Genomic DNA, 17,049 nt, shown 5'->3' with positions numbered 1-17,049 from the left:
GAAGGGCGACGGGGAGGAACCGGTGAAGGCGTACCAGCAGGGGTGGACCCTGCGGCGGCGGGTGGCCGCGCTGCTCGGCGTGGTGGTGGTGCTGCTGCTCGGGTTGGCCGGCGCGGAGGCGGCGGTCGCCGCGCAGAACCGCCAGAACATCGACGCGGTGCTGCTCAAGACCGGTCCGCTGCGGGTGCAGGCGCAGGAGCTGATGAGCGCGCTGCTCGACCAGGAGACCTCGGTGCGCGGGTACGCGGTGAACGGCGACCGTACCGACCTGGAGCCGTACCAGGAGGGCGTGAAGCGCGAGCAGAGCCTGGCCGCCTCGATCCGCGATCTCTCCGCCGACTACCCGGACGTGCGCCGGTCGCTGGACGTGGTGGAGCAGAAGACCGCGCAGTGGCGGAGCCAGGTGGCCGAGCCGGTGATCAGCACGGTCGAGCGGGACGGCGCGGCGGCGGGCCAGGCGCTGATCACCGACGCGACGCGGCAGCAGTTCGACGGCATCCGTTCGTCGGTGAACACGCTCCAGGACGAGATCCTCACCGTCCGGCAGGAGACCGCCGACCGCGTCAACGCGACGAGCAACACGCTTGTCGTGCTGCTGATCATCGCCGCGCTGGTGGTCACGACGGCCGGCGTGGTCATGCTGCTCTCGCTGGACCGGATCCTGATCCGCCCGCTGGCCGCCCTGGTCGGCCAGGTGCGTGAGGTGGCCGACGGCGACTACCGGCACCGCATCGAGGGGTCCGGGCCGCCGGAGTTCCGCCGCCTCGCCGAGGACATCGACCAGATGCGGATGAAGATCGCCCGCGAGCTGGACGAGGTACGCGAGGCGCGGGAGCGCATCGAGTGGGTCAACAGCCAGTTGCAGAAGCAGGCCGAGGAGCTGACCCGCTCCAACCGTGACCTGGAGCAGTTCGCGTACGTCGCGTCGCACGACCTGCAGGAGCCGCTGCGCAAGGTGGCCAGCTTCTGCCAGCTCCTGCAGCGGCGGTACGCCGGGCAGCTCGACGAGCGCGCCGACCAGTACATCGCGTTCGCGGTGGACGGCGCGCAGCGCATGCAGCGGCTGATCAACGACCTGCTGGCGTTCTCCCGGATCGGCCGGCTGACCACCGGTTTCACCGAGGTCGACCTGAACAAGGTGATGGGCGACGTGGCGGGGCAGACCGAGGCGGCCGTGCAGTACGCCGACGCGGAGCTGACCTGGGGCGAGATGCCGACCATCCGCGGCGAGGAGCCGTTGTTGACCAACCTGCTGGTCAACCTGGTCAGCAACTCGGTGAAGTTCCGCCGCCCGGATGTGCCGCCGAAGGTGCACGTGTCGGCGCGGCTGGTCGACGGCGAGTGGGAGATCAGCTGCCGGGACAACGGCATCGGGATCGAGCCGGAGTTCGCCGACAAGATCTTCGTGATCTTCCAGCGGCTGCACTCGAAGGACGCGTACCCGGGCACCGGCATCGGGCTGGCGATCGTCAAGAAGATCGTGGAGTATCACGGCGGCCGGGTCTGGGTGGACACCGACGCCGACGAGGGCACCACGATCCGGTTCACGCTGCCCGCGCTGGAGGCCGACATCGAGGCCGCCAAGGCGGCGGAGGCGGCGGAGGTGGCCGAGGCCGGGGAGCAGGCCGAGGCCGCCGAGGGTGACCCGGCGGCCGTCGGGCGTCAGCCGGACGGCGAAGCACGCGAAGAGCCGCCCGCGGAGGCGGACGGACACGGTACAAACGGTGGCATGAAGGAGACGGTGGGATGACCGCGCCCGCGGACGGCAAGAGCCCGATCGAGGTCCTGCTCGTCGAGGACGATCCGGGCGACGTGCTGATGACCCAGGAGGCGTTCGAGGAGCACAAGCTCCGCAACCGCCTCACCGTCGTCTCCGACGGCGCCGAGGCGCTCGCGTACCTGCGCCGTGAGGGCCAGTACGCGGACGCGGTGACGCCCGACCTGATCCTGCTCGACCTGAACCTGCCCCGGCGCGACGGCCGGGAGGTGCTGGAAGAGATCAAGAAGGACGGGGAACTGCGCCGCATCCCGGTCGTGGTGCTCACCACCTCGCAGGCCGACGAGGACATCCTGCGTAGCTACCAGCTGCACGCCAACGCCTACGTGACCAAGCCGGTGGACTTCGAACGCTTCATCTCGGTGGTCCGCCAGATCGACGAGTTCTTCGTCAGCGTGGTCAAGCTGCCTCCGCGTGGCTGACCCGCTGCTGGACGACGTCGGCGCGCTGCTGCGGGAGGCGGCGGCGAAGGTCGTCGTGCCGTTGTTCCGCCGGCTCGACGAGGCAGACATCTCCGAGAAGGCGCCCGGCGAGGTGGTGACTGTCGCCGACCGGGAGGCCGAGGCGCTGATCTCCGAGGGTCTGCGTCAGTTGCTGCCCGGTTCGGTGGTGGTCGGCGAGGAGGCCGTCGCCGAGGACCCGGACCTGCTGCGGCACCTGCGCGGCAGCGGTGACGTATGGCTCGTCGACCCGGTCGACGGCACCTCCAACTTCGCCGCCGGGCGGCGGCCGTTCGCGCTGATGGCGGCGCTGCTCACGGACGGCGTACCGGTGGCTTCCTGGGTGTACGACCCGCTGGACGGCACGATGGCGGCGGGCCGGCTCGGCGCGGGCACCCGGCTGGACGGAGCGACGCTGCGGACGCCGCCGGCGGAGCCGCGGGTGGGCGCGCTGCGGGGCACCGCGGCGACGAAGTTCCTGCCGCCGGACTTCCGCCGCCGGGTGGAGGAGGGCGGGCGCCGCATCGGTGAGTTGCTGCCCGGCCAGCACTGCGCCGGCCGGGAGTACCTGGACATCCTCACCGGCGCGCAGCAGTTCGTGTTGTTCTGGCGCACCCTGCCGTGGGATCACACGCCGGGCACCCTGCTGGTGCGCGAGGCCGGCGGTGTGGCCCGCCGCTTCGACGGCGCCGACTACCACCCGGCCGACGACGGCACGGGACTGCTCGTGGCGGCCAGCCCGGACGTCTGGGACGAGGTGAGCGCCGCCCTGCTGGGTGGTTGAGCGGCGCTGCGCGACGGCCACGGCACGCTGCGTCGACGCCAGCCGCCGTACGCCGTCTCCGGCCTGGCGTGTCGCGCGTGTTCCGGTATCGTGACCGGCGGTCTCCGCCAGCAGGCCGCCGACCGGCGCCGGCGGAGACGCCGCTCGGTGTACGGGGGCCGGCGGTCGACGGAAGGACCATCACGTGCCCAGGACCAGCTCTACCGGCCGGCGCGCCCGGCGGTCGCTGCTCGCCGCGTTCGCCGCGCTGGCCGTGCTTCTCGGCTCCGGCGTGGCCGCCGGGCCGGCCGCCGCCGTACCCAGCCCGAACGCCCCGAACGAGGGCGGCAGCAAGCAGCTGCGGGCGGCGCTGGAGGCGGCGGCGAAGGGCCACATCGAGGCCCAGAACAAGCTGGAGAACTCCAAGCGCCGGCAGAAGGCGCTCGACACCCAGCTCAAGGACATCGAGGTACGCCTCGTCGGGCTCAGCGCGCAGGCCGGTGAGGTGGCCGCGCAGTCGTACCGGATGGGCCGGCTGACCGCGACGTCGATGCTGCTGGCCAGCGCCGACCCGAACGACTTCCTCAAGCGCGCCGCCGAGCTGGACGTGATGGCCCAGCGGGACAGCAAACGGCTGCGGGAGCTGGCCGACGCGAAGGCGCAGGCGGCCGAGGCGAAGCTCGCCATCGACGCCGAGGTGCGCGAGCAGGCCAAGCAGGTCGCGGTGCAGGCCCGCAAGAAGAAGGACGCCGAGGTGGCGCTGGCGAAGGTCAGCTCCGGCGCCGGGTCCGGGTTCAACGGCACCTCCTCGTCGGCGAAGCCCGCGCCGCGCAACTCGGACGGTTCGTGGCCGTCGGAGTCGTGCTCGGTGGACGACCCGACGCCCGCGTCCGGCTGCATCACGCCGCGCACGCTGCACATGCTCCAGCAGGCCAAGGCGGCCGGTTACAAGCGCTACGCCTCGTGTCACCGCAGCGGCGGCGGCGGCGAGCACCCCAAGGGCCGGGCCTGCGACTTCTCCGCCGCCAGCGGCGGGTTCGAGGACAAGACGGCCACCGGCGGCGACAAGGCGTACGGCGACAGCCTCGCCGCCTGGGCGAAGAACAACGCGAACCGGCTCGGCATCATGTACGTCATCTGGTATCGGCAGATCTGGATGCCGAACACCGGCTGGCGCGCGTACAGCGGTGGCGGCAGCCCGGCTGCGGACCACACAAACCATGTTCACATCTCGATGTATTGACGCGGCCCGCCGGCGGCGCTGCGTACCATCGCCACGGTGAGCAGCACATCGTCCGACGTCATGGCGGAACCGGCGGCCGACGCCCCGGTTCCGCCGCGGGCCCTTCCGAACGGGCTCGCCGCGTTCCTCGTCTTCTTCTCCAGCGGCGCGGTGCTGGTGCTGGAGACCGTCTCGTTGCGCCTGGTCGGCCCGTACGTCGGGGTGACGCTCCAGGTGACCAGCTCGGTCATCGGCATGGCGCTGGCCGCCATCGCCTACGGGGCGTGGTTCGGCGGGTGGCTCGCCGACCGGCGTGACCCGCGTACCCTGCTCGCCCCGGCGCTGGTGCTGGCCGGCATCGCCACCGCCGTCACGCTGCCGATCGTCAGGTACGCCGGTGAGGTGCTGCGCGGTGGCGCGGCGAGCGCGGTGCTCCTGCTGACCGCGCTCACCGTGGTGCTGCCGGCGGCGCTGCTGGCCGGGATCACCCCGCTCGTGGTGAAGCTTCAGCTCGCCGACCTGCGCCGTACCGGCCAGGTGGTGGGCAAGCTGTCCAGCATCGGCACGCTCGGCGGCATCACCGCCACGCTGGGCACCGGCTTCGTGCTGGTGGCCGCGCTGTCCAGCTCCGTCATCGTGCTGGGACTCGCTGCCGCGCTCGGGGTGACCGGGCTGGGGCTCGGCGTGTGGCTGCGACGGCAGGCCGGGGCCGGCGGGCCGTCCACGCCGGGCCGGGTCAAGGCCGCGCTGGCGTTGCTCGGTCTCGCCGCGGCGGGGCTCACCGCTGCCGCGCCGAACCCGTGCGACGTGGAGACCGCGTACCACTGCGCCCGGGTCGAGGTGGACCCGTCGTGGCCGCAGGGACGCACGCTCTACCTCAACTCGGCCGAGCACTCCTACGTCGACCTGAACGAGCCGAACCACCTGAAGTACGCGTACACGCAGTGGATCGGCCTGGTCGCGGACGTGGCACGGCCGGCGAAGCAGCCGATGGACGCGCTGCACCTGGGCGGCGGCGGCTTCACCGTGCCGAACTACCTGGCCGCGACCCGGCCCGGCACCGACAACCTGGTGTTCGAGCTGGACGGCGGGCTGGTCGAGCTGGACCGGCGGGAGCTGGGCCTGCGCACCGGCCCGAAGATGCGCGCCGAGGTGGGCGACGCGCGGGTGCTGCTGCGCGGCGAGCCGACCGACAGCCGCGACTTCATCGTCGGCGACGCGTTCGGGCACCTGGTGGTGCCGTGGCACCTGGCGACCCGGGAGATGGCCGCCGACATCCGGCGGGTGCTGCGCCCGGACGGGATCTACGTGCAGAACGTCATCGACTACCCGCCGGGCCGGTTCATCCGGGCCGAGCTGGCCACGGTGAAGGCCGAGTTCGCGCACGTCGCGCTGATCGCGCCGCCCGGCGCGATCGACGGGGAGCAGGGCGCCAACTTCGTGATCGTCGCCTCGGACGCGCCGCTGCCGCTGGCCGCGATCCCGCCCGGTCTGAAGCTGCTGCCGGAGCGGGCCGAGCTGATGGACGAGGCGGCGGTGACCGGATGGGTGGGCGACGCGATGGTGCTCACCGACGACTACGCGCCGGTGGACCAACTCCTCGCGACCGCCTGAACGGGTGACTTTCCTGACCGATTCCGACCGCTGAGGTGTACCGGGGCCCACTTCGGGCAACAGGACCGACCATGGGTGGACCGGTCAGGAACGGCGTGCAACTGCTCGGCGAGCGCTATCGGCTCGTCGAGCAGTTGGGTGCGGGCGGCATGTCGGTCGTCTGGCGCGGCTACGACGAGGTGCTGGGCCGCCAGGTGGCGGTCAAGGTGCTGGCCTCACGGCTGGCCAGCGACAAGGCGTTCCGGCACCGGATCCGGGTGGAGGCGCAGGCCGCCGCGCGGCTGTGCCACCCCAACATCACAAACGTGTACGACTACGGCGAGTCGGTCCAGGTCGGCCTGACCGTGCCGTACGTGGTCATGGAACTTGTCGACGGCGGTCCGCTCAGCGGGCGGCTCGGCCGCGACGGGCAGCTTCCCTGGCGGGAGGCGATGACCATCGGCGCGGAGGTCGCCTCGGCGCTGGCCGCCGCGCACGCCCGTGGCGTGGTGCACCGGGACGTGACCCCGGGCAACGTCATGCTGACCCCGACCGGCGTGAAGGTCGTCGACTTCGGCATCTCGGCGCTGGTGGGGGAGAGCGACAAGGGGCCGGACGGCGCGCTGCTCGGCACGCCGGCCTACCTCGCGCCGGAACGGCTGGACAACGGGCACGTCTCGCCCGCCACCGACGTGTACGCGGTCGGGCTGCTGCTCTACCGGATGCTGACCGGCCGCCTGCCGTGGCAGGCCAGCACCACCACCGAGATGCTGCGCGCGCACATGTACCGCGACCCGGACCCGATGCCGCCGGTGCCGGGCCTGCCCGAGCCGGTCGCCGCGCTGGTGCAGCGGTGCCTGGCCAAGCGCCCCGAGGACCGCCCGGCGACCGCCGAGGTGGCCCGTACGCTCGCCGAGGCCGCAGGGATCGCGGCGATCGTGCCGGTGTCACCGGCGTTCGGCCGGATGGACCCGGCGCTCGCCGAGAACGCGGGCACCACGATCCTGCCGTGGTCGGCGGAGACCGACGCGCTGCCGTTCTCGGCGGTGCGTACCCGCACGCGGCGGGCGGTGGCGCGGCGGCGCAAGGTGGAGGCCGGTGTCGCCGCCGTCGGCCTGATCGCGGTGACCGCCACGATGTGGGGACTGACGTCGCGGAGCCCGGCCAGCGGCGGTGTCGAGCCGACCGAGGCGCGGATGAGCCTGCCCGAGCCGACGCCCTGCGCCGTCGACTACTCGCTGCGCCGCGACACCGGCAAGGACTTCTCCGCCGAGTTGACGCTCACCAACACCGGTGACCGGGAACTGCGCGGCTGGACCATGAACTTCACGTTCCCCGGCAAGCAGACGGTCACCACGGCCCAGCCGCCGGCCCGGCAGGAGGGGCGTACCGTGTCGATTCCCGCGCCCACCGCGACCCCGGCGCTGGCGCCCGGCGCCTCGGCGAAGCTCACGCTGGCCGGCCGCTACACCGGGAGCAACACGCTGCCGGTGGAGTTCACCGTCGGCGGCAAGAGTTGCGGCGTGCAGGTGTCCGGGATCGCCGGGTCGGCGCCCACCACCGCGCCGCCGGTGAAGACGCCGGTCAAGTCGCCCACCAAGACCACCGCGAAGACCACCACCAAGAGCGGGCCGGCGAAGCCCAAACCGGCGAAGCCCAAGGCCGCACCGAAGCCCGGCAAGGGCAAGGAGGGCCCCAAGGGAAAAGCACAGTAGACCAGTCGAAGGGGGGTGGGCCGGGCAAGGGCAAGGTCAAGGGCCCGAAGAAGGACTGACGGTCAGGCCAGCGCGGAGAAGCGTTGCACCTGGGTGATGCCGCCCTCCACGATGAGCACGCTGTCCGCCTCCAGCACCGTGTCCGGTCCGACGTACCGGAACCGTTCCCCGGCCTGCTTCTCACCCACCACCATCACGCCGTACCGGTCCTGCGGCGCGATGTCGCGCAGCGACCGCCCGACCAGCGGCGCCGGAACCTTGACCTTGGCGATGGCGAAGTCGTCGTCGAACTCGATGAAGTCGAGCATCCGGCTGACGATCAGATGCGCCACCCGCTCACCGGTCTCCGCCTCGGGAAAGACCACGTGGTGCGCGCCGACCGAGTGCAGGATCTTGGCGTGCTTCTCCGAGGTGGCCCGCGCCCAGATCTGCTCGATCCCCAGCTCGGCCAGGGCCAGTACGGTGAGCACGCTCGCCTCCAGCGACGCCCCGATCGCGACCACCACCCGGCCGAAGTCCGCCAGCCCGAGCTGGCGCAGCACCACCTCCTCGGTGGTGTCCGCCTGCACCACCCGGTCGAGGTCGGCCGACCAGTGCTGGACCCGCGCCGGGTCGTGGTCGATCGCCAGCACCTCGTAACCGAGCCGGGACAGCGAGTCCGCGAGGCGCGAGCCGAACCGGCCCAGGCCGATCACCGCGATGCCGGTCTCCTCCGGGCGTCTAGCCGACAATGGGTTGCTCCTCCGGGTAGCGGTACAGCCGTCGACGGGTGTTCAACGCGATGGCCGAGCCGAGCGTGAGCGGCCCGACCCGGCCGATGTACATGAGCGCGATCAGCACGTACTGACCGGGTGGGGAGAGCTGCCCGGACACCCCGACGGTCAGGCCGGTGGTGCTGAACGCGGAGGTGACCTCGAACAACGCGGCCGAGAACGACACGTGCGAGGTCAAACCGATCAGGCCGACCGTCCCGCCCGCCACGAGCGCCACGCTCAGCAGCGCCACGGTCAGCGCCTGCCGCTGGCTGGCCGCCGCCACCCGGCGGCGACCGACAGTGGTGTCCGGCTCGCCCCGCAACTCGGCCCAGATGGCGAAGCCGAGCAGGAAGAACGTGGAGACCTTGATGCCGCCGGCCGTGCTGGCGCTGCCGCCGCCGATGAACATCAGGCCGATCAGCATGGGATAGCTCTCGTCGGTGAGCCGCCCGACGTTTATGACGTCGAAGCCGCCGGTACGGCTCAACGCGATCTGGGTGAACGACGCCAGCAGCTTGCCCGGCACGTCGTAGGTGCCGATCGTGAACGGGTTGCCCCACTCGGCCATCAGCAGGTATGCGACGCCGAAGACGGTCAGCACCACGCTGCCCCAGACGGTCAGCTTCGTGGCGACCGCCCAGCGCGCCGGCTGCCGCCACTCGCGTACCGCCTCGAACAGCGCCGGAAAACCGAGCCCGCCGATGATCGCGCCGATGCTGAGCGGCAGCGCCACCCAGCCGTCGCGGGAGAACGCGATCAGACCGTCCGAGTAGAGCGCGAAGCCGCCGTTGTTGAACGCCTGCACCGAGTGGAACACCGCCGACCACAGCGCCCGGCCCGGCCGGTAGTCGTACGCCAGGAACAGGCGCGCGGCGACCACCGCCGTCATCAGGGCCTCGGTGACGAAGACGGTCGCCGCGATGCGCAACAGCAGCCGGCGTACGTCGCCGAGGCCGAACTCGGCGGTCTCCGCCTGCACGAGCAGCCGGTTGCGCAGGCCGAGCTGGCGGGAGACCGCCAGGATCACCAGCGACGCCCCGGTCAGGATGCCCAGGCCGCCGAGCTGCGTCAGCACGGTGATCATCACGAGCCCGAAGCCGTTCCAGTAGTTCGGCGTGTCGGTCACCGCCATCCCGGTCACCGACACCGCCGACGTGGACGTGAACAGCGCGGTGACGAACGGGGTGTACCGCTCCTCGCTGGTGGCCCAGGGCAGCATGAGCAGACCGGTGCCGACCAGGATCACCGCCAGGAACCCCAACGGCACCAGCCGCACGGGCTTCCGGAGCAGGCGGCGCATCCCGTCATCTTCCGTCCGGAGATTCACCGGCAGGTCAGGAACCGACCAACTGGCGGTCAACCGCGCCCGGTCTGCTGTGCGTACCCATCGACGACAGGAGACGGCGTTGCGACGTACCCTTTCCGCCCTCGGCGTGGCCGGCGCGCTGCTCGCGGCGGCTGTGGTGGTGCCGGCCGTGGCCGCCCAGGCCGGCCCGGACCACCGCGCCGCCGAGCAGACCCGCGCGACCCAGCGGCCGATCGTGATCGGCCACCGCGGCGCGAGCGGCTACCGCCCGGAGCACACCCTGGAGGCCTACCGGCTCGCCATCCGGCAGGGCGCCGACTTCATCGAACCGGACCTGGTCGCGACCAGGGACGGCGTCCTGGTCGCGCGGCACGAGAACGAGATCTCCGGTACGACAGACGTGGCCGCCCGCCCCGAGTTCGCCGCTCGCAAGGCGACGAAGACCATCGACGGGGTCACAGTCACCGGCTGGTTCACCGAGGACTTCACGCTGGCCGAGCTGAAGACGCTGCGGGCCAAGGAGCGGCTGCCGCAGGTGCGGGTCGCGAACACCGCGTTCGACGGCAGGTTCGAGATCCCGACGTTCCAGGAGGTCATCGACCTGGCGCGGGCCGAGTCGAAGGCCCGCGGCCGGACCATCGGCGTCTACCCGGAGACCAAGCACCCCACCTACTTCGCCTCGATCGGCCGCCCGCTGGAGGAGCCGCTGGTGGCGGTGCTGCGCCGCAACCGGCTCACCCACCGCGCCGACCCGGTGTTCGTGCAGAGCTTCGAGACCGCCAACCTGCGCAAACTCGACAAGATGATCGACGTACGGCTGGTGCAGCTCATGGACGCCAGCGGCGCGCCCTACGACTTCGTCGCGGGCGGCGACAAGCGGACCTACGCGGACCTGGCCACGCCCGCCGGACTGGCCTGGATCTCCCGGTACGCCGACGGCGTCGGCCTGAACAAGAACCTGATCGTGCCCCGCGACTCCGCCGGACGGCTGCTCGCGCCGACCCCGGTGATCCGTGACGCGCACCGGCAGAAGCTGGTGGTGCACGCGTGGACGTTCCGGGCCGAGAACCAGTTCCTGCCGGTGGACTTCCGCATCGGTGCCGACCCGAACGCGCGTGGTGACATCACGTCCGAGTACGAGCTGTTCTTCGACCTGGGCCTGGACGGCGTGTTCAGCGACCACCCCGACACGGCGGTCGCCGCCCGAGCCGGCCGCTGACCCCTGCTCCTGTTCACGGGGTGCTCGCCGTTCCGGCGGGCACCCCGTTAGCGTGCCGGGGTCCGTCGCGCTCGCCCGCTCCCGAGATCTTGGTACGAAACGGCCCTCCGAGGGGCCATCCCGTACCAAGATCTCGGGCCGCTCCATCGATCTTGGACTTGTGGTGCCTCGCGTAAGCGGTGAACCGGGCATCTGAGGCGCCACAACTCCAAGATCGGCGGGGCGGGGCGGGGTGATGCCGCCACCTCGGCGTAGTGGAGTTGATCAGGCCGGGGGTTCGGCTACGTAGGTGCCTCGGCCGGGCTGGCCGGTGATCAGCTCGCGATCGTGCAGCAACGACATCGCCCGGTAGGCCGTGTTCATGTGGACGCCGTAGGACTCGGCCAACTCGCGGGTTGAGGGCAGCCGGTCGCCCGGCTTCAGCTCGCCACTCTTGATCTTTGCGGCGATGTCGTTGGCGATACGGCGGAACGGTGCTTCTGCTGTGGGCATGGTGGGGACTCCGGTTGGTTCGGCGAATCCGATCCTGCCCTACCTGCACAAGTAACTGCAACAAGTTGCCCAGCGCGTCGAGGGTGGAGGCTCGCGCATAACCAGATACTGGTGTAGGTTGAGTCGCGTCCGGCTCCGGTTGGTTCGGCAAACCTCGGGAGTCGGACCCGGATTGGGCTCCGGGGTCGTACCGCCGAACGGGCTGCGGTCTCGGGGTCGGCGGCCCGCCCGCGTCCCCTGTCTGCGGGCGGGCCGCCTCCACGGCTCGGTGAGGAGGATCGGCGTGCGAAACGTGCTCAACCTGTTCAAGTCGGCGCGGCGTAACCGGACCCGGAGGCCGCCGAACCAGGGCTGGTACCGCTCGGAGTCGTGCCGGCCGCTGAGCGTCGGGCAGATCCGCGAGCGGAAGTTCCGCACCGTGCGGCACGGACTCGACCCGGCGGAGGTGCACGCCTTCCTCTACCGGGTGGCCGGTGACCTGGCGCTGGCCCGGCGCGACGCGTCCCGGTACGCCGAGGAGAACACCCGCATCAAGGCGGCGCTCAAGAGCTGGCAGTCCCGGTTCACGCCGGGCGCGCAGCGGTGAGCCGGGAGCGGTTCGTCGTACACCTGCCGGTTCTCGCGGCCGACCTCGACGGCGCGCGCGGGTTCGCGCGGGCCATCTGCCGGGCGCTCGGGTTCCTGGCCGACGTGGAGCGCGCCGGGACGACCGTGTCGCGGGAGGACGATCAGTCGGTACGCCACTGGGTCTGGTGCGACCGGCCGCGTGACGGTGGCCGGCGATGCGCACGGGCGGCCGACCATGACGGGGAATGCGGCGGGCGGTGACCGGCGCGATGGCGTGGGCCGACATTCCCGGCGAGGTGCGCGTGGTGGGTGCGGCCATCCCGGGTCGGCGCGGTTACGTGCCGATGTCCGGCGTTGTAACGAGCGGCCATCCCGTCCCGGGCACTTGTGTGCGCCGACCACATAGCCCGTGGGTGACGTCACTTCTAGCGTGAGCCGACAACTGACATTCCCCCTGTCCTCACCTGGAGTCGCAATGACGATCCGGCACACGCGACGGGTGTTCCTTACCGCCGCCACCTCGGTGGCGGTCGTTCTGGCCGCCACGGCCTGTGGCAGCCCGCAGGACACCGCATCCGGCGGCGGCGACGCCGCCGCCCCGGTCAAGGTCGGTCTGGTCTACTCCCAGTCCGGGCCGCTCGCCAGCTACGGCAAGCAGTACATCGAGGGCTTCAAGGCCGGCCTCGACTTCGCCACCAAGGGCACCGGCAAGGTCGGTGACCGCACGATCGAGGTGACCGAGGCCGACGACGCGGGCGACCCGGCCAAGGCCGTGTCCGCCGCGAAGGACCTGATCGGCAAGGGTACGAAGATCATCGCCGGGTCCACCTCCTCCGGGGTGGCGCTCCAGGTCGCGCCGATCGCCGCGCAGAACAAGGTGCTGTTCATCTCCGGCCCGGCCGCCACCGACGCGGTGACCGGCGCGAACAAGTACACGTTCCGCTCCGGCCGGCAGTCGTGGCAGGACGTGGTGACCGCCCGGTCGTTCATCGGCGACGCGGGCGGCAAGAAGGTAGTGGTGTTCGCGCAGGACGGCGCGTTCGGCGACGCGAACGAGGCCGCCGTCAAGGCCGTCATCGGGGGCGCGGGCGCGAACGTGAGCAGCGTGCGGGCCCCGGCCAGCGCCACCGAGTTCACGCCGTTCGCCAGCCAGATCAAGGCCGCCAAGCCGGACCTGCTCTTCGTCGCCTGGGCCGGCACCACCGCCGGCGCCATGTGGCAGACGCTCGACCAGCAGGGCGTCCTCGCCTCCACCACCGTCGTCACCGGCCTGGACATCCGCGCCTCGTGGCCGACGTTCGGCGCGGCCGGCAGCAAGATCTCGTTCCTGTCGCACTACTTCGACGGCGCCAGCGACACCGAGGCCGCCAAGGCCGCGAAGGCGAAGGTGCCGGGCGGCACGCTCGACCTGTTCCACCCGGACGGGTTCGCCGCCGCGCAGATGGTCGTCCGGGCCGTGCAGGAAGGCGGCGACGACGTGGAGAAGATGGTCACCGCGCTGGAGGGCTGGGAGTTCGAGGGCGTCAAGGGCACCATGAAGATCCGCGCCGAGGACCACGCCCTGCTCCAGCCGATGTACCAGGCGAAGCTCTCCGGCAGCGGCACCACCTTCACGGCGACCGCGCAGAAGTCGCTCACCGGTGACGAGAGCGCGCCGCCGGTCGCGCAGATGAAGGGCTGACCGATGCTCGCCACCCGCGGTCTGACCTGGCGGATCGGTGAGGTCGCCATCGTCGACTCCGTCTACCTCGATCTGGCGCCGGGGGAGTTCCTCGGCGTGATCGGGCCCAACGGCGCCGGCAAGACCTCCCTGTTCAACCTGATCACCGGCCTGCGCCGGCCCACCGAGGGCACGGTCCTGCTGGACGGCGCGGACATCACCGCGCTTGCGCCGCACCGGCGTGCCCGGCTCGGACTGGGGCGTACCTTCCAGGCGTCCTCGGTCTTCGGCTCGCTGAGCGTGCGGGAGAACGTCCGGCTCGCCGTACAGGCACACCGGGGTGGCTCGATGAAGCTGTGGCGGCGGGCGGCGGCCGACCGGGAGGTGGCCGCCGCCGCCGACGCGGCGCTCGACCGGGTCGGCCTGCACCACAGGGGTACGGCGCTCGCCGGCACCCTGGCCCACGGCGAGAAGCGCAAGCTGGAGATCGCGCTGCTGCTCGCCGGGGAGCCCCGGGTGATGCTGCTGGACGAGCCGATGGCCGGGGTGAGCGCCGAGGACGTGCCCGAGCTGGTCAGCGTGATCAAGTCGCTGACCGGGGACAGCGGCCGGGCGGTGCTCATGGTGGAACACCACATGGACGTGATCCTGGAACTGGCCGACCGGATCGCCGTGATGCACCACGGCGCGCTGCTGGCGTGCGACACCCCGGAGACGGTGATGGCGAACGCCACAGTGCAGGAGGCGTACCTGGGGGAGGCGCTCTGATGACCGAACCTGTCCTGTCCGTGGCGGACCTGTCCGTGCGGATCGCCGGACTGCACATCCTCCAGGGCGTGTCGTTCGAGGTCGCGCCGACCGGCGTGACGGTGCTGCTCGGGCGCAACGGCGTCGGCAAGACCACCACGCTGCGCGCGATCGTCGGGCTGACGCCGCGCGGCGGCGAGGTGCGCGGCAGCGTACGCATGGGGGCGCGCAGCCTGCTCGCCCGCCCCACCCACCGGCTGGTCCGCGACGGCCTCGGCTACGTGCCGGAGGACCGCTGCGTCTTCGCCGGGCTCACCGTCGCGGAGAATCTGCGGCTCGCGGAACGGCGCGGTGTCGCGCCCGCGTACGACAAGGTCTTCTCGCTCTTCCCGGAGCTGGAGCGGCGCGGACGGCAACGGGCCGGCTCGCTGTCCGGCGGGCAGCAGCAGATGCTCGCGATCGGCCGGGTGCTGCTCAACGACAACCGGCTGCTGCTCGTCGACGAGCCGACGAAAGGGCTGGCGCCGAAGGTGGTGACCGAAGTGGCCGAGGTGCTGGAACGGGTCGCGGAATCCGTGCCGGTGCTGCTGGTCGAGCAGAACCTGGCGGTGGTACGGCGGCTGGCGACCGACGCGGTGGTGCTCTCCGCCGGCAAGGTCGCCTGGACCGGTGACGCCCAGGAGTTGCTGCTGGAGACCGCGTTGACGAAGTCGTTGCTCGGTGTGGGTTCTGGCTCCGGGGAGGTGCACGCGTGAACACCGTGGTCCTGCTGACGCTGACCGGGCTGGGCCTGGCGGCGCTCTACTTCCTCGTCGCCTCCGGCCTGTCGCTGGTGTTCGGCCTCGCCGACGTGCTCAACTTCGCGCACGGGCTGTTCCTCGGCGTGGGCGCGTACGCGACGTGGTGGGCCTCGGGCAACCTGCCCGGCGCCGGACCGGACGGGTTCGGCTTCGTGCTCGCCGTCGTCTTCGGCGTGCTGGCCGGTTCGCTCGTCGCCGTGCTGGTGGAGCTGGTGCTGATCCGGCCGCTCTACTCCCGCACCATCGAGCAGGTGCTCGTCACCGTCGGCCTGTCGCTCGCCGGGGTGGCGCTGCTCCAGGCCACCTGGGGCGCCGACCCGCGACCGTTCCCGCGCCCGGAGTGGAGCCGGAACGTGACGTCGGTGCTCGGCGCGCAGGTGCCGAACGCCGGGCTGCTGCTGATCGTCGCCGCCGCTGTGGTGCTCGGCGCGTTGCTGGCGTTCCTGCGCTGGACCCGGTACGGCCTGATCATCCGGGCCGGCGTGGAGAACCGGGAGATGGTGACGGCGCTCGGCATCGACGTGCGCAAGGCGTTCACGCTGGTCTTCGCGATCGGCGGGGCCGCCGCCGCGCTGGCCGGCGCGCTCGGCGGCGTCTACTTCGGCACCGTCTCGCCGGGGCAGGGCGGCTCGCTGCTGATCTTCGCGTTCATCGTGGTGGTGATCGGCGGGATGGGCTCGGTGGTCGGGTCCGCGTACGCGGCGGTCGCGGTGGGGCTGCTGCAACAGTTCGTCAACTACTACGGCACGTCCGGGCTGGGCGACCTGTGCGTGGTCGGTCTGCTCGCCGTGGTGCTGCTGCTGCGTCCGCAGGGCCTGGCCGGAAAGGTGGCTCACGCATGACCAACTCGGTGGTCGACGCGCCTCCGGCGCAGGTGCCCGACGAACTGACCCCCGGGCGTTCCCGCTGGCACGGCCTGCGTCCGTACCTGCCGTTGGTGGCCCTGGTGGTGGCGGCGATCCTGCCGTACTCGACGCTGAACCTGCCCGGGATCTTCGAGGGGCCGCTGAACTCGCCGGGCACGCTGCAACTGCTCGCCATCTGCCTGGTCTTCGGCGGGCTCGCGGCCGGATACGACCTGCTGTTCGGGCGTACCGGAATGCTCTCCTTCGGCCACGCCCTCTACTTCGCCGCCGGCGTGTACGGCACCGACATCCTGGTCACCAAGGCCGGGCTGCCGCTGTGGCAGGCCGCCGTGCTCACGGTGATCGGCGGAACCACGCTCGCCGCGCTGCTCGGCGCGGTGGCGCTGCGCACCGTCGGCATCGCGTTCGCCATGGTGACGCTGGCGTTCGCGCAGGTCGGGGCGATCCTGGTGGCCCGCGACTTCGGCGGCCTCACCGGCGGCGAGGAGGGCCTGCCGCTCGACGTGTCCGGGCTGCCGTCGGCGCTCGTGGGCGTCACCAACACGGTGAACCTGTACTGGCTGGCGCTGGCGTACCTGGCCATAGTGGTCCTAGTCGTGCACCGGGTCAGCGCCTCGCCGACCGGGCGGGTGCTGGCTGGTCTGCGCGACGACGAGCGGCGGATCGGCGTGCTCGGGCTCGACCCGTACCGGTTCAAGCTCGTCGCGTTCACGCTCGCCGGTGGGCTCGCGTCGGCCGGTGGGGTGGTCTACGTGCTGATCGTCGGCGGCGCCAGCCCGCACATCACCTCGTCGGAGCTGACGCTGTCGCTGCTGGTCATGGTGGTGCTCGGCGGTCCCGGTACGCGGTGGGGGCCGGTGCTGGGCGGCGTCCTCTACATGTACCTGGACCACCGGCTCACCGCGTTCGGCAGCAGCGACGCGGTGAACAGCCTGCCCGCGTTCCTCAGTCACCCGCTGAGCCAGCCCCTGTTCGTCCTGGGCACCGTGTTCATCCTGGCCGTCTACTTCTTCCCCGGCGGCCTGGCCAGCCTGCGCTCCCGCGTGACCCCCCTCCTGAAGGCCCTCCACCGCCCCCGCTGACCTCCGGCCCCCTCCCTCCACCCCGTTGATCAAGGAGTTTGTGTC

17 protein-coding genes are annotated in these 17,049 nt (G+C 71.7%); 14 read left to right on the top strand and 3 right to left on the bottom strand.

All coding sequences use genetic code 11. The annotated features are described in order from the left end of the window. Positions 1–22: 22 nt before the first annotated feature. The 6 genes from J3R08_RS28210 to J3R08_RS28185 all read left to right on the top strand — a co-directional run bounded on the left by J3R08_RS28210 (position 23) and on the right by J3R08_RS28185 (position 7,510). Positions 23–1,750 carry an ATP-binding protein gene (locus J3R08_RS28210; RefSeq protein ID WP_064446848.1) on the top strand — a complete coding sequence of 576 codons (1,728 nt, stop codon included), beginning with the start codon at positions 23–25 and terminating at the stop codon, positions 1,748–1,750. Beyond that, positions 1,747–2,199, top strand: coding sequence for a response regulator (locus tag J3R08_RS28205; RefSeq protein WP_043328130.1), 453 nt, complete (start codon positions 1,747–1,749; stop codon positions 2,197–2,199). Before J3R08_RS28210 ends, J3R08_RS28205 begins: the two co-directional genes overlap by 4 nt. Then, on the top strand, positions 2,192–3,001 hold the full coding sequence (locus tag J3R08_RS28200; RefSeq protein WP_113973484.1) for an inositol monophosphatase family protein: 810 nt from the start codon (positions 2,192–2,194) through the stop codon (positions 2,999–3,001). The genes J3R08_RS28205 and J3R08_RS28200 overlap by 8 nt, the downstream gene beginning before the upstream one ends. 184 nt (positions 3,002–3,185) lie before the next feature. After that, positions 3,186–4,223, top strand: a complete 1,038-nt coding sequence (locus J3R08_RS28195) for a hypothetical protein (RefSeq protein WP_064446656.1) — start codon at positions 3,186–3,188, stop codon at positions 4,221–4,223. Positions 4,224–4,283: 60 nt separating this feature from the next. Continuing rightward, a complete protein-coding gene (locus J3R08_RS28190) occupies positions 4,284–5,816 on the top strand; it encodes a fused MFS/spermidine synthase (protein ID WP_199496069.1) in 1,533 nt (510 codons plus the stop codon). Positions 5,817–5,887: 71 nt separating this feature from the next. Beyond that, positions 5,888–7,510, top strand: coding sequence for a serine/threonine-protein kinase (locus J3R08_RS28185; RefSeq protein WP_064446654.1), 1,623 nt, complete (start codon positions 5,888–5,890; stop codon positions 7,508–7,510). Between the two features lie 62 nt (positions 7,511–7,572). Here the strand turns inward: J3R08_RS28185 and J3R08_RS28180 are convergent, their stop codons facing one another. Further along, complete coding sequence (locus J3R08_RS28180; RefSeq protein ID WP_113973482.1) at positions 7,573–8,241, bottom strand: TrkA family potassium uptake protein; 669 nt, start codon at positions 8,239–8,241, stop codon at positions 7,573–7,575. Further along, entirely contained in the window at positions 8,231–9,565 is a 1,335-nt protein-coding gene (locus tag J3R08_RS28175) for a TrkH family potassium uptake protein (RefSeq protein ID WP_113973481.1), read from the bottom strand. Before J3R08_RS28175 ends, J3R08_RS28180 begins: the two co-directional genes overlap by 11 nt. Positions 9,566–9,671: 106 nt before the next feature. On the opposite strand from J3R08_RS28175, the gene J3R08_RS28170 reads away from it, so the two are divergent. Next, the gene (locus J3R08_RS28170) at positions 9,672–10,790 is read left to right on the top strand and encodes a glycerophosphodiester phosphodiesterase (protein WP_209963353.1); all 1,119 of its coding nucleotides are present in this window, start codon (positions 9,672–9,674) and stop codon (positions 10,788–10,790) included. 264 nt (positions 10,791–11,054) lie between these two features. Here J3R08_RS28170 and J3R08_RS28165 read toward each other — a convergent pair whose 3' ends face one another. Continuing rightward, a complete protein-coding gene (locus J3R08_RS28165; protein WP_069088015.1) occupies positions 11,055–11,282 on the bottom strand; it encodes a GntR family transcriptional regulator in 228 nt (75 codons plus the stop codon). A gap of 283 nt (positions 11,283–11,565) precedes the next feature. On the opposite strand from J3R08_RS28165, the gene J3R08_RS28160 reads away from it, so the two are divergent. The 7 genes from J3R08_RS28160 (at position 11,566) to J3R08_RS28130 (ending at position 17,004) form a co-directional block, all read left to right on the top strand. Then, positions 11,566–11,868, top strand: a complete 303-nt coding sequence (locus J3R08_RS28160; RefSeq protein ID WP_064446650.1) for a DivIVA domain-containing protein — start codon at positions 11,566–11,568, stop codon at positions 11,866–11,868. After that, positions 11,865–12,110 carry a hypothetical protein gene (locus tag J3R08_RS28155; protein ID WP_069088016.1) on the top strand — a complete coding sequence of 82 codons (246 nt, stop codon included), beginning with the start codon at positions 11,865–11,867 and terminating at the stop codon, positions 12,108–12,110. The genes J3R08_RS28160 and J3R08_RS28155 overlap by 4 nt, the downstream gene beginning before the upstream one ends. Positions 12,111–12,324: 214 nt before the next feature. Beyond that, a complete protein-coding gene (locus J3R08_RS28150; RefSeq protein ID WP_166457657.1) occupies positions 12,325–13,530 on the top strand; it encodes a substrate-binding domain-containing protein in 1,206 nt (401 codons plus the stop codon). Positions 13,531–13,533: 3 nt separating this feature from the next. Continuing rightward, on the top strand, positions 13,534–14,277 hold the full coding sequence (locus tag J3R08_RS28145; RefSeq protein WP_043328151.1) for an ABC transporter ATP-binding protein: 744 nt from the start codon (positions 13,534–13,536) through the stop codon (positions 14,275–14,277). Then, positions 14,277–15,011: an ABC transporter ATP-binding protein gene (locus J3R08_RS28140; protein WP_069088018.1), complete on the top strand. Its 735-nt coding sequence runs from the start codon at positions 14,277–14,279 to the stop codon at positions 15,009–15,011. The genes J3R08_RS28145 and J3R08_RS28140 overlap by 1 nt, the downstream gene beginning before the upstream one ends. Next, positions 15,008–15,898, top strand: coding sequence for a branched-chain amino acid ABC transporter permease (locus tag J3R08_RS28135; RefSeq protein WP_043328154.1), 891 nt, complete (start codon positions 15,008–15,010; stop codon positions 15,896–15,898). Before J3R08_RS28140 ends, J3R08_RS28135 begins: the two co-directional genes overlap by 4 nt. Then, positions 15,895–17,004, top strand: a complete 1,110-nt coding sequence (locus J3R08_RS28130; RefSeq protein WP_209963351.1) for a branched-chain amino acid ABC transporter permease — start codon at positions 15,895–15,897, stop codon at positions 17,002–17,004. Before J3R08_RS28135 ends, J3R08_RS28130 begins: the two co-directional genes overlap by 4 nt. The last annotated feature ends 45 nt before the right edge of the window (positions 17,005–17,049 follow it).

The organism is Micromonospora sp. HB375 (genome assembly GCF_017872985.1).
Classification (GTDB): Bacteria; Actinomycetota; Actinomycetes; order Mycobacteriales; family Micromonosporaceae; genus Micromonospora; species Micromonospora chalcea.
The sequence above is the reverse complement of the archived record's forward strand: the minus strand, read 5'-3'. Positions and strand labels throughout refer to the sequence as shown.